The 13,722-nt window shown below is 54.5% G+C and carries 8 protein-coding genes; 6 read left to right on the forward strand and 2 right to left on the reverse strand.

Annotated features, from left to right (window positions below):
* Positions 1 to 911: 911 nt before the first annotated feature.
* Complete coding sequence (locus LAT75_RS12745; protein ID WP_291483056.1) at positions 912 to 3,824, forward strand: hypothetical protein; 2,913 nt, start codon at positions 912 to 914, stop codon at positions 3,822 to 3,824.
* 74 nt (positions 3,825 to 3,898) lie between these two features.
* The gene (locus tag LAT75_RS12750; RefSeq protein WP_291483057.1) at positions 3,899 to 5,908 is read left to right on the forward strand and encodes a FliG C-terminal domain-containing protein; all 2,010 of its coding nucleotides are present in this window, start codon (positions 3,899 to 3,901) and stop codon (positions 5,906 to 5,908) included.
* A 233-nt stretch (positions 5,909 to 6,141) separates the two neighbouring features.
* Here the strand turns inward: LAT75_RS12750 and LAT75_RS12755 are convergent, their stop codons facing one another.
* The gene (locus tag LAT75_RS12755) at positions 6,142 to 6,393 is read right to left on the reverse strand and encodes a hypothetical protein (protein ID WP_291483058.1); all 252 of its coding nucleotides are present in this window, start codon (positions 6,391 to 6,393) and stop codon (positions 6,142 to 6,144) included.
* Between the two features lie 57 nt (positions 6,394 to 6,450).
* On the opposite strand from LAT75_RS12755, the gene LAT75_RS12760 reads away from it, so the two are divergent.
* From LAT75_RS12760 to LAT75_RS12770, 3 genes are all read left to right on the forward strand, one after another.
* Positions 6,451 to 6,951 carry a hypothetical protein gene (locus tag LAT75_RS12760; protein WP_291483059.1) on the forward strand — a complete coding sequence of 167 codons (501 nt, stop codon included), beginning with the start codon at positions 6,451 to 6,453 and terminating at the stop codon, positions 6,949 to 6,951.
* A 149-nt stretch (positions 6,952 to 7,100) separates the two neighbouring features.
* Positions 7,101 to 7,919, forward strand: a complete 819-nt coding sequence (locus LAT75_RS12765; protein WP_291483060.1) for a MotA/TolQ/ExbB proton channel family protein — start codon at positions 7,101 to 7,103, stop codon at positions 7,917 to 7,919.
* Between the two features lie 126 nt (positions 7,920 to 8,045).
* Entirely contained in the window at positions 8,046 to 8,708 is a 663-nt protein-coding gene (locus LAT75_RS12770) for an OmpA family protein (protein ID WP_291483061.1), read from the forward strand.
* A 199-nt stretch (positions 8,709 to 8,907) separates the two neighbouring features.
* Here LAT75_RS12770 and LAT75_RS12775 read toward each other — a convergent pair whose 3' ends face one another.
* Positions 8,908 to 10,161 carry an LruC domain-containing protein gene (locus tag LAT75_RS12775; protein WP_291483062.1) on the reverse strand — a complete coding sequence of 418 codons (1,254 nt, stop codon included), beginning with the start codon at positions 10,159 to 10,161 and terminating at the stop codon, positions 8,908 to 8,910.
* A 658-nt stretch (positions 10,162 to 10,819) separates the two neighbouring features.
* Between LAT75_RS12775 and LAT75_RS12780 the strand changes: the two genes are divergently transcribed.
* Positions 10,820 to 13,722 (forward strand): S8 family serine peptidase (locus LAT75_RS12780; protein WP_291483063.1); only part of this gene is annotated, 2,903 nt, incomplete at its 3' end.

Genomic DNA, 13,722 nt, shown 5'->3' on the forward strand with positions numbered 1-13,722 from the left:
CCCGGCCCGGTGCGTTAAAATCAACCTCTGAGCATAGCTCCGTGTCAGCCGGGGCAAGTCCGGCATCGGGGTGGTCACACCCCGCCCGTTCGCTGCGCTCACCCGGGCACCCCTCTCAAGAGGGGACTTGCGCGCATCGGGGCGTGGATGGGTATCGGGGTTTTGGGCAGGTATTTTTGATGTCGGGGCGGGGTGTGACCTTCGGAGCCTCGCCCCGGCCCGGTGCGTTAAAATCAACCTCTGAGCATAGCTCCGTGTCAGCCGGGGCAAGTCCGGCATCGGGGTGGTCACACCCCGCCCGTTCGCTGCGCTCACCCGGGCACCCCTCTCGAGAGGGGAATTGCGCGCATCGGGGCGAGGATGGCACGCGGATTTTTCGGATTGGGCCGGATTTGCGCGGATTTGCGCTGATGTTTCCTTCCACCCGCAGGCTAATAAAAGCCTATGAGTACGGAAATGCCCAAAAAGCAGCAAACCCACAAAGCTGCCGCCAATCCAGCGCTTATGAGCACGGAAATGCCCAAAAAGCAGCAAACACAACGACCCGTAGCCAATCCTGCGCCTATGAGCACGGGAATGCCCAAAATGCGGGAGAATCCCCTCTTGAGAGGGGTGCCCCCTGCACAATGGTGGCCGAAGGCGGCCAAGCCGAAACACCCCAAAACCCCCAAAAAGGGAAAACCCCATCGGGGCGGGGTGTGACCTTCGGAGCCTCGCCCTGGCCCGGTGCGTTAAAATCAACCTCTGGGCATAGTTCCGTGTCAGCCGGGGCGAATCCGGCATCGGGGTGGTCACACCCCGCCCGTTCGCTGCGCTCACCCGGGCACCCCTCTCGAGAGGGGAATTACGCGCATCGGGGCGTGGAGGTATTTCGGGGGTTCCTTGTTTTTTGCTTCCTTTTGCTGCTGATTGTGCCTGAATTTGCGAATGCTGCCCCATCACACGCCGCGCCCGACGATACCGATGAGGTCGTGCTCATTTTTAGCTATCCTGCGGTCGGGCGGGTGTATGTTACGGCCCTGTTCGATTACAATCAGAATGAACTGCTGGTGCCGGTCACTGAATTGTTCACCCTGCTGGGTATAAATTATGCCCGCGGGGAGACGCAGCGGAATGTGATTGAAGGTGTTTTTCTTACTAACGGCGAGCGCTATTCGATGAATTTCGACAATTTCAGCATTATGAAGGGCGGGCGGCGCTATGAGTTTGATGCGGAGCGGATGCTGGCCGGTGCGCTCGATTTTTACCTCACTCCGGAGGTCTGGCGCGAGGTGTTCGGGCTCGATTTCACCTTCAATTTCAGTGCACTGAGCCTGTCGCTGCGCACAGAGCGGGTACTGCCGATCGAGGAGCGCCGGCAGCGGGAGCAGGCCCGGCAGCGCATAGAGGGCCTGGATTTTCAGCGGCAGTTTAACCCGCTGCTGTTTCCGCGGGAGCGGGCTGTTATCCGCACGGGTTTCCTCGACTACAACCTGAGCGGCTCAAGCCTCATCAATGAGCAGCGGCAGAATTATGCGTACAGTTTTGTGGGCGGTCTGGAATTTCTGGGTGGCGATCTGCAGGGCTCGCATGTGGGCGGCTACACCGCCGACGGGCAGTGGTTTAACCGCACGAGCAACTTCCGCTGGCGCTATGTGATGCCCGATAATCCCTTTATCAGCACCCTCACAGCAGGTCAGCTGAGTACGGGCGGCATCAACTCGGCTCGCATCCGCGGGCTTTCCCTCACCAACGAGCCGATCGAGAGCCGGCAGCTGTTCGGTACCTACGTGCTGGAAGGCAGGGCCGAGCCGGACAGCGAAGTCGAGCTCTATTTCAATAACCGGCTGCTGGAGTACACCCGGGCCGACGGCCTCGGGTTTTACCGGTTTGAGATACCGCTTCGGTACGGTACAACCCGGCTTGAGACCCGCATCTATACCCCGAGCGGGGCCATGCAGGTGAGCGAGCGGCAGGTGCAGATCCCCTTTGTATTTCTGCCGCAGGGGCAGGTACAGTACAATATGGAAGGCGGGGTGCTCGATCAGACCTTCGGAGCCCGCGGCACCAATCTGGCGGCACACGGAAACGTAGCCTACGGGCTCAACAGCTGGCTCACCACCCGCGCGGGCCTGGAGTACAACGAATTCGAGAGTGAAGTGCCCAACCTCTACGGTTCGCTTTCGGCCCGCGTATTCAGTCAGTATCTGGTGAATATGGATGTCGTTCCCGGCGCCTTTTACCGGGCGCAGAGCAGCGTAGTATTTGCCTCAAGCCGCAGCATTGCAGCAACCTACACCTATTTCGACGGGGAGTCGCGTTTTAACAGCCGCCGGGCTATCGATCAGCTCAACGGTAACCTTTATACCCCGCTGCCGCTGGGGAGCCTGAATGCGGGCATCCGCGTATCGGGAGATGTGGTGCGCTACAGCTGGGGCAGTGAAACGCGGGGCTCGGGCGACCTCTTTTTCAGGTTGCTGGATGTGAACCTGCGCTTCAATTACCGCAACACCCTCATTCAGAGCGGCAGTAGCCTCAGCCGGGGCAACGGTCAGTTTACGGCAACAGGCTCGTACACCATCCCCCGTCAGTCCATGCTTCCGCGGCCTTTCCGCAGCGTATTTCTGCGGGGGTCACTCGTTTATGATGAACGCACAAGAAGCATCCGCTCGGTTGATGCGCAGCTTTCCCGCAATATCGGCCGTATAGGCCGCTTTAATGTGGGCATGACCCGGCAGCTGCAGAACAACATCACCATCGTACAGGGCGGGCTGAACCTCGATCTGGGCGGGCGGGTGCGCTCTTCGACGGATTTCCGCGGGGCTTCGGGCAACTATAGTGCGCGGCAGGCGCTGCGGGGCTCGGTCGGTTTCGACGATCATGCCGGCTACCTGCAGACAACCGACCGGCAGCAGGTCGGGCGGGCTGCGGCCTCGGTGCTTCTCTTCATCGATAATAACAACAGCGGTACCTATGATGAGGGAGATGAAATCCTGCCGTATGCAGCCGTACGGCTCGACCGCTCTGCGAGCAGCCGGGTTGGGGGGGATGGGGTACTGCGCCTCACGCAGCTGCAAAGCTATTTCCGGTATAATCTGGAAATTAACCGAAACGCCATCCCGCATCCGCTGCTGGTTCCCGCAATGGATAAATTCAGTTTTGTGGCCGATCCCAATCAGTACAAACGCATCGAAATTCCGTTTTACCGCTCAGGCGTAATCGACGGCAGTGTGCAGATCCGCCGGGCCGGTGAAACCGAAGGTCAGGGCGGGATGCGGCTGTTACTCAACGGATTGGATAATAATTATTCGGAAGTTATCCGTACTTTCTTTGGAGGCGGGTTCTATGCAATGGATATTCCGCCCGGCCGCTACACGCTTGAAGTAGATCCCGGGCAGCTGGATTTCCTCGGTTTAGTACCGTTCGACGGGGTAACCGAATTTGAAATCCGTTCACTGGCTGACGGGGATTTTGTTGAGGATATTAATATTATTCTGGTTCCGCCGTCAGAAGCCTTTGTACCGGTTACGGCGGAGAGTATATTGGAACAACAGCTCTTTGAGGAGCTCAGTACAGAGTTGCAGCAAGCCCTTAGGAATTATGTACTGGCACAACAGCTGATTTACACGCAGGATTTCAGGGCCGCACTTCGGGCTATTGATGCTTCTCTTCGTATATTTGAAACGGATCATGCAATTGCTCTTAAAGGCACGATACTGCACCTGCTGGGTGATCGTGAAGAAGCACGCAGGCACTGGCTGCGTGCCAATGAGCGAAACCCCGATATTCTGATCCCTAACACAGAGTTACTTGACCTCATGATGGGCACAGGAGGGCAGCGATGATGTTATTTTTGGATGGCAGATCAACACATGATTCCATGATTATCAGACCAACCGTTACATTTTCAAAATTACGCATGTTAAAGCGAGAAAAAAGAAGAAAACGTCGGTTTTGGATCGGCATTACTATTGTTGTGGCATTGTGGGCGCTTATTATGGCACCTGCCATTATTTTTGGAGCGGCAGCACCGCCGCAACAGGCCGGTGAAGCAGCCGCTGCCGATACGCTCAGCCCCCCGCCTCTTAGCCTGCCCATTGGGGCCGGTACGCAAGCTGAAGGCAGCCCGGTAGTGAGCGTAGCAGCGGCTACTGCCCTTGAACGCTCCGAACGCGAGCAGCGCCTTGATAACCTCATTCAGAGCGCTATGGCCAACTTTTTCGACCCGGGTACCTTCCTGGTTGATACCAAAGTAAACCTGGAGTTTGTACCGGTACAGCGCCCCGAAGGAGAGCGGCCTGCGGAAGGCAGCAACGGGCGCACTACCATACGCGAATCCCTGCCCGGCCTGCCCGGCGTACCCATGTACCTGCTGCGCCCCCTTGATGCACCCTCCGACGGCAACCTCACTGAATTTACCCTCGAGCTGCGGCGTATTGAAGTGAACATGCTGGTTGATGCGGATTTCACCTCTGATGAAATCAACTTCGTAGATCAGCTCATCCGGGCAACAGCCAAGATCGATGACTCCCGGGGCGACCGGGTTACCATCACCCGCTCGGCTTTCCCGCAGCGCCGTACTGCCGATAGCGGGGCCTTAAGTTCACCTCCGGTAACAGGCCTGCCCGATACCTTTCCGGGCACCGGCGCCCTTACCGAGCGCCCGCCTGTGCCGCCTATGGAGCTGCCCCTGTGGGAGCAAATTCTGGAAGAACCTGTTTACTGGATCCCGCTACTTATGCTTTTCGGGATGCTGATCGGCTTTCTGATCTGGCTGCTCACCCGAAACCGCGATAAAAAGAACGAAGGGCCGCTCATTCGCCCTGAGGCACCCGCGCCCGCGCCCGCCCCTCAGGCCGGCCCCTCCTATATCGAACCTGCCCTTCATCCGGATACCCTCGCCCGAAGAAAACGTGAAAAAGAGAAGCAAGAACAGGCCCGGGAAGATGATTATGCGACCTACCTGCTCGAGCAGATCATGCAGTACCCCTCTGAGATGGCCAGGCTTTTTGAAATGTGGATGAAAAAAGAAGGCAGCAAAGGTCTCACAAAAGCCGCACAGATGCTGTTGCTTACCGATGCCAAGCTCGTACGGGTGCTCAGGCCGGCCATGAGCGAAGCCCGTTTCGAGGAACTCAGCAAAAAGGTCGAGGAAACCACCGAGCTGCCGGGCGAAGAGGCCATGAAAGAGCTCAAAAACCTCTCCCGCTACCTGAAGGCCCGCACAAAGGAGAACACCGTGAGAAGAGGCCTGCGCGCGCTCAACGATTTTGATTTCGTACAGCACGAAGACGACGACCGCCTGCTGTTGCACCTCATCGACTATGAGCCGCGCGAAATTGCCGTGATTCTCAGCCATCTTGAAAGCAAGCGCGCTGCCCTTATGCTGCGCGAATTCGAGTCAGAGATTTCGCAAAAAGTGATGCTCGAGCTCCCCAAGGTGAAAAACACCGACTACGAAACCTACCGCAAGCTGGCCGAAGATTTCTTCAACCGCATCAGCGCCGATACCGATGAAGCCCGCTTCAAGGAGAGCGACGTCGCAGAAACCGTGAAGCTGATCGAATCCCTGCCGCTCAACAAACAGCAGGAGCAGAGCGAGCGCTTCATGAACGATGAGAACCCTTATGCGGCTGCCGTATCGAGCCGCATGATCACTTTTATGACGCTCTCGGCAGTGAGCGATGGGGTGATTACCGAAGCGATACAGCCCATCGGAACCGAGCAGCTGGGGCTTGCCCTCGCCGGCATGGATTCAGAAACCGCCTTCCGGCTTATCCGCCTGCGGCCTGAACGGGAGCAGATGGTACTGCACTCCGAAATGGAAAACGCGAGCGTAGTGAACGAAGAAAAGATTGCTGATGCCAAAAACCGCCTGCTCAACCTCATCCGCATGACGGCCCGCAAACAGCAGGAGTCTGGCATGTAAAGCAGAAAGGAAAGGAAAGGAAAGGGTGCGGAGTTCAGTTTAGTTTAGTTTAGGATTTAATGGTTAAAGGTGATGCGCGCCTTGCTCGTTGACTTACTGGTTGATTTTGCTGCACCTGCAAGACCTTGCCGGGTTAAGGACTGAACCGGAGAAGATTGATTTCGGGGATAATCCGGATCAGGAATCACTATGGAACAGGGATCGCAGGGCAGGGCCCACAGCTGTGCCGACTGTCAGCAGTTTTCCGTGCCGGGCAGTTCCGGGAATAGGTTAGCCTGAACCCCGAAACCCGAAACCCGAAACCCGAAACCTGAAACCCGAAACCTGAAACCCGAAACCCGAAACCTGAAACCTGAAACCTGAAACCTGAAACCTGAAACCCGAAACCCGAAACCCGAACAGGAGGAGCGCAGCACGCAGCACGCAGAAATACGCGGCTGCTGAGGCACTGCAAGCCCGGCAGGCTTCCGTTTTGCAAACCTCAAAATCAGCCGATGCTCTTTTTAGTAAACCTTCTTTTTTTAGAATAAACACCTGTATTTATGTCAGATACCAGCCCTGTTACGCAGTTTTTTCTGCTGATTGCATTAACGGCAGCCTTGTGCCTTGCCGGGTGCCGGAGTTCAGGCAGTACAACAGCTGACCCCGCTACCGGACCTGATGAAGAGCTGCTGCAAAGCCGCACCTTCGAGGTGACTTCAGAAAGGCCGCAGGCAGCTGAACCGCCGCCGCCCGGAGAAGAGGTGCGGTTGAGCACCCGCTTTGTACAGGAGGCCTATGCCGACTACGCCCGCCGAACCAATGCAAAGCTGACCTTCTTTTTTCAGGCGCAGCAGCGGTATCACGAAGGCCGGTATTCCGAAGCCCTCACCCTCATCAACCGGGCGCTTGATATTAGCGAAAGTGCGGATGCCCTGGCAATGAAAGGCCTCATCTTTGCCGGACTGCGCGCCGAAGCACAGGCCATCGAATACTGGCAGCGCGCCGTTGCACTCGACCCTGATGTATTTGAAAGAATCCTGCTACCCCGTGAAAGAAGATAAAATGACGATATTCAACACTGCGCGCCCATCCGAGCACCCCTCCGCGTGCACCACCGCGTTGAAACACGGAGCTAATCATGGGCTTCCGGGTTTGGTCCCATCCCGTAAAAATGACACACTGACACACTGACATACTGACACACTGAAAAATGCGCATTTCCTGGGCAACCCTAATCAGCGTACTGCTGTTCGGCATATTGTTAACGCTCTCCGCACTACAGACGCTGGATGTAGTGCAGATTATTCGCTTTCCTGCCGTCTTTGATTTTCTGAATCTGCCAAGTGTGGGCATTGTAGTTGGCGGTGTGATGCTGCATGTGCTCATATCCTATCCTTACCGTGAAATCCGCCGGGCGCTTTTTTCTTTTCTGTATCTGTTTTCCGAAAGCGGTCTTGACCGGGAAACCTTCAAAAACGACCGCCGCCGTATTCTGGAATGGCACCGCATGTACCGTGATAACCGGAACAAAACCCGCAAGGAGCTCTCAGAGCAGCTCACCAACACCTTTGAAGGCTACGTGTTCACCCTGCTAAATACCAACTACACGCGGGAAGAAATTACGGATATGGCTGAAATCAAGATTGAGGAGCGCTACAACGACAAGGTGCAGACCTCCCGGGTTTTTCAGACTATGGGAACAGCTGCTCCGGCCTTCGGGATGCTGGGCACCCTGCTCGGCCTCATTATCATGCTGGCCAACTTTCAGGATGCCGAACAGCTGGGGCTCGGCCTCTCCTTCGCCCTTATGACAACCCTCTACGGGCTTGCTTTTGCGCACCTGCTGCTGTTTCCGCTTGCAACCAAATTTAAGGTGATGGCACAACATCAGTACTTCAGGGAGCGGGTGATGCTGGAGGGGATCCTCATGCTGCACGAAGGCAAAGCGCCGCTCATGATACACGACAAACTCGGCGCCTTCATCTCAACCCTCAACGACGATATGAAAGACCTGAACGTACCCCGATGAAAAATGGCGTCCGCTCTTGGCCGCCATCGCCCTCGCCCCCATGAAACACAGCGCGATTCATGAGCCTGCGCGTTGATTTAAGCACAAATGACACACTGACATACTGAAATACTGACACACTGAAAAATGCGTTTCCGCCCCACAGATGATAATGAAGGTTTCACCAACGAAAGCTGGCAAACCAGCTTTTTGGATATCTTTATGCTTTTGCTGGCTTTCTTTATCATCCTGGCAGGACTTGCCCGCTACGATATGCGTATTTTTGATGACGATGCGCGCGGGTTGCGCTCTATCATTCAGGGTACCATGCGGGTACAGACCCCCATAGACGAGCTTCGGGCGGATATTCAGCTCGCACTGTCGGATGAAATCGAAACCGACCGGCTGATGATACAAAGCGACCGCGACGAGATGCGCCTGAGTTTTACTGATGCCCGCTTTTTTGAAACGGCACGGGCCGAGCTGCTGCCGGAGGGCAAAGAGCTGATCGACCGCATTATGGAAGCGATGGCGGAGCTCAAATTTTATCAGTATTACATTGATGTGGAAGGACACACCGACAACCGGCCGATCAATACGCTTCAGTTTCCTTCCAACTGGGAGCTCTCAACGGCGCGGGCGGCGAACATCATCCGCTATTTTATGGAGCGGGGCTTCGAGCCGTCCCGCCTGAAAGCCAGCGGCTATGCCGAAACCAGGCCCATTGTGCCCAATCAGGATGAGCTCGGCAACAATCTGCCCGACAACCAGGCCCTGAACCGGCGGGTTGTCGTCCGGATCTATTACTAACCGCCGTTAGCCGCCGCCGCTTCGGGTCGGCCGGTATTCAATTGCAGGTTTAGGCTGCTGCCCGGCGGGCGGTTTCATTCCGGTTATGCCTGCAAGCGCTGCAAAAAAAAGCTGCTGCAGCCTTCCGTACGGATACGGAGTAGCTGCAGCAGCCGGAGTGGTCATCCTGAATATCTATTAAAAAAGAAACGGTTAAAACTTAAGGAGCTGGGGGTGTCAGAACCAGGTTGGTGTTCGGAAACAGCCACCACGACTGGTTCGTTGTACCTGCACTCTGTGCCCAGCCAATGAAGAAAGGATACGCATCTGAAATCATCACTTTTTCCTGAATAACCATTGGCTGAATAAGCGGTGTAACCAGCAGGCTCATTCCCCACGGCAGGTTGTTTTCATCGCGGTAAAAGGGAAGAGGTAAGGAAAAGCTGTTGCCGGCCTGCACAACCCAGGGGGTTGTAGTTGAATTATCTTCGCGGGTGCCGAACCACTCATTCGAGGCTGCTTCTGTAGGAGGATGGCCTACACTGTGAATTTCCCGACCGCGGTTGGTAGCTGAGAACAGGAAGAAGTGAAGCTGAGGAAGCTGATTGGCTGCCAGGGAGGTATCCCAGTCAAAGCCGAATGACCATACGGTAGGGTTGGTATTGAAACGCGGCTGGAAGGTAGTCCACTGAGAGCTGTTCTGATTCAGGTTCGCAGAGATAATTGCGGTGTTGCTTGCAGCAGGGTCGTCGGTAGCGTCGCCGTCAAACAGAATGCTGTTATCGGGCAGATATACGCGGTTGTTGTCGGAACCCCGTAGTACCTGAACACCGAGGCCGTAGGTCAGGTTTGCACCGCGGGCGAGGTAGGTAACCTCCACTTCAACGCGCTCAATCCGGTTGTTTGCGTTTCTGAAAAAGGTCTCTTGTGAGAAGAAAACAAAATCGTTGAAGTCGAAGTCGCCTGTTCCGGGCCAGAGGTCTTCAAACATGTGATACCGATGGCTAATTGTAAAAGAAGAGAGCAGGCCTGCATCATCATCGTTATTCAGCAGGGCAAAATCCGGCATATCTGAGGCTGAGCGGCTGGCAGCAATATCAAAATTTATCTCAGCTGATTCAGCCTTAATGGTTTTCGAGCTGCCGCTTGCGGGATGAAACAGCACAAGCTCCTCTATAAAGTCAGGAAGAATTTCGGTGTAGGAAATACCCTGCTCTGTTATATTCAGACGGGAAAGTAACGCACCGTCGGGGTAGCGGACTTCCATCATGGTTCCGGCAAGAGACTGATCAGGAAATTGAATTTCAAGATCGATAAACAGATTGTTAGACCATGTGAAGTTTTCAGATACCTTCAGATTCGGAAGAGTAGGTTCTTCGGAATTTCTGTCAGAGGAGGACTGGTTTATATTACAGGCGCTCAAACCCGCAATAATGAACACAATGAGTGCAGTTTTTGTAAGATTCGTTTTCATAGAATGTTAATTTGGGGGGGGGGTAATTCGGCTGTTTGATTGCCATTTGTTGTGCACAGTTAATTTGCATATCACAAGCAGTTATACTGATTTTTTGTCCCTAAGCGCATTTTTATCAGTACCTGTACTTATTTATTTGCAGCTTAATAATAAGTCAGCTTTTAAGGCTATCCACCTCCTTTTCGATAAACTGCTGAAATTTATCGACCAATGATTGTTAAATGCATCATTAAGTAAACTGAGGCCAGATTTGGGTGTAAGGGTTTATATGTATTTGTTCTTTTGTGGGGGCTTAATCACACAGAGAAACCGGAAGCGAACAGGGTAAGAGCAAAAACGGGGGGAGTAAACCCCATATTTATTGTGGGTTACGGGTTTATCTTATAAAGCTGCTAAACTGCCGGTGATGGCGGGTTAAGATGAAATAACACCGGGTTCCTGCCTGATTTTTGTGTTAGATAGATGAGCGTCTGAGAATCGTCTGTACCGGACTCCCCCTCCCCCAAAAAAAAACGGCAGCCAAGGCCTTGATTCCCTAAACCGATTCAGCCAAAAACGGAGGGTGCATTTTATAAAAAAATAGGTTTAATTGCGGAGATACGCTTAAATCACTGGTTTGAGCTCCCTACAATCATCATGTGTACCAACAAACTTGTTTATGATATCATACTATATCAATTGGAAGTCTCTGATTCTTGGTGCTTTATATTTGTTTGTCCTGCTGCCGGCTTCGGCATTGGCGCAGGAACAGACCGAATGGCACGAAGGATATATCAAGATAAAACTTGCCCCTGATGCAAATGCATTATTACAGCGCAGTGCTTTAGCTGACAACCCGCAGTTAACCGGTATCGAAGCCGTGGATGCACTCCATCAGCAGTTCAACGTGCTGAGCATGGAGCAGGTGTTTGTCACCGATCCGCGTTTTGCCGAGCGGCACCGCCGCCACGGCCTCGACCGCTGGTTCCGCATTCAGTTTGATTCTTCCGCTACGGAAGATCAGGTTGTAAGCAGCTTCAGCGCCCTGCCTGAAATTGAAGTAGCTGAAAAAATTTATGTGCGGCATCTTATTGCAGACCCCGTAAGCTCTCAGGAAATTTTAGAAAACCTTCAGGTTTTCGATGATCCCCGCCTCGGTGAGCAGTGGCACTACAACAACACCGGTCAGAGCGGCGGCACCCCCGGCGCTGATATCAGCCTGTTTCAGGCTTGGGGCCTCGAAAGAGGAAGCCCGGATGTGATCATCAAGGTGATGGACTCCGGTATCGACCTCAACCATCCGGACCTTCAGGGTACCTTTTGGGACAATCCCGTACCGGGACCCGAAAACGGTTTCGACGGTGATGTGCACGGCTGGAACTTTGTAAACAATACCCCGAACATTCAGGATCAGAATAACCACGGTACGCACGTATCCGGTACGATTGCGGCCCGGAATAACAACGGTATTGGTGTTGCCGGTATCGCCGGCGGCGATGAGAACGGCCCGGGTGTCAAAATCATGACGGCGCGGGTATTCTCCGGTACCAACGATCAGCCGGGCGGTTTTCCGCAGGGTTTTGTGTATGGTGCCGATAATGGTGCTGCCATTTCCAACAACAGCTGGGGCGGCGGCGGTTTTTCGCAGGTGCTTAACGATGCGATTGCCTACTTTATCGAAAATGCCGGCTTTGATGCCGACGGAAACCCCTGGGGGCCTGTACAGGGCGGTCTGGTTTTCTTTGCAGCCGGTAACAACGGTTCATCAACCCCGAGCCAGCCGATTGCTTCCAATCCGAATGTGATTGCGGTTGCTTCTACCGGTCACAACGATCAGAAAGCCTGGTATTCACAGTTTGGCGACTGGATTGATATTTCCGCGCCGGGCGGTGAAACGAACAGCGTGGCTAATCAGGGTGTACTTAGTACCACGAGAAACAATGGTTATGCCTTCTTTCAGGGTACCTCAATGGCATCCCCGCATGCTACCGGCGTAGCGGCACTTATTGCATCCAAATTTCCGGGCATCACTGCTGAAGAAATTTACGGCCGCATGGAGTTCAGCGCTGATGACATCGAAAGCTCACTTGCCCCGCAGCATCAGGGTCTGATGGGTGTGGGCCGGGTTAATGCCTTCCGTGCCCTTGAAGTGGATGACGGCGTAGCTCCGGCTGCGGTTACCGATCTCGGAACCGTCGGATTTCCGGCCGAGAATTTCATCACCCTTACCTGGACCGCTCCGGGCGGCAGCGGCGATGAAGGTCAGGCTTTTGCCTACGATATGCGCGTTTCCCAAAGCCCCATCACTGCGGGCAATTTTGAAGATGCAGAGCAGCTTTCCGTGAACCGTCCGCTGGGAGCCGGCACTACGGAAGTAGCTGAAATTACAGGTCTGAGCCCGCAAACGACCTATTATTTTGCCCTCAAGACCCGCGACCTGTTCGGTAACATCAGCGATATTTCAAATGTGGTTGAGGTCACTACCGACGGCTCTCCGGCCATTGCGCTGAGCGCCACACAGTTCAGCAGCGATATTGCGGTTGGTGATACCGAAGAGCAGACGCTCATCATCACCAACAGCGGCGAAGGCCTGCTTTCATTCGTGTTCCCTTCCTTCCTTCAGAATGAAGCCCTCACCAACGAAAACGGTGCCCTGCTTAAGTCTGCGGCTGCCTACAGCCCGACCCCGGCGGATCACCGCCTTGCGAGCCAGCGCAGCATCATCGCTCAGTACGAAAGCGGCAGCCTGCGCAACCCGAACCGCTATCAGCGTTCGGTTATTGAAGCCTGGCAGCAAAGCCGTGCAGGCGAAGTGAGCCTTCCGAATGACGCTCTCACAAGCGATTCCGTAATCATTGAGTTTGAAGACCTCACCGCAAGCGGCGGTAACTTTTTCAATGTTACCGATGAAGGCTACACCGGTGAGCTTACAGCGGTTCGCGGTGATTTTGTACTCAACAGCGGTGCGACCTCCCTTTGGGCAAGTGATCTTGCCGTACTCTTTACAACGGAAGAAACTGTGAGTCAGTCAACCGTTGTGCTGCAGGTGGGTGGGTTTTCAGATTTTGGCCCTTCAGGTACCCGCATCAACTGGGGCACCGGTAATTCAGGCGCGGGCACACCGGTGAACACCACCATCACCATCCCTGCTCCGCTCGAAATGGAGGGCCTCTATGTGTGGATCGGAAACGGCTGGGCAACCGGCGGTTCCGGAACCTGGAACGGCCTTGTTGAGCTGATTGGTGCTTCTGATTCACCGGGCTTCATCAGCAGTATTTCTCCGGCATCCGGCTTTATTCCGGTAGGTGAAACAGCTGAAGTTACCATCACCTTTGATGCAACCGATATTGTGGCCGGGGTGTACGAATCATCAACACGCCTGCTCAGCAACGACCTGAGCAACCCGGTTACGACGCTTGGCTTCTTCCTTCAGACCGAGGGTGGCGAGCCTTCGCTGGAAGTTTCGGCTGAGGAGCTTGCTTTCGGAAATCTCTTCCGGAATGATTCCCGCACGCTTTCCTTCACCCTTACCAACACGGGTACGGCACTGGCAAATGTGGGTGAAATCAGCATCACCGATGA

This window comes from Cyclonatronum sp. (assembly GCF_022565315.1).
Taxonomy (GTDB): Bacteria; Bacteroidota; Rhodothermia; order Balneolales; family Cyclonatronaceae; genus Cyclonatronum.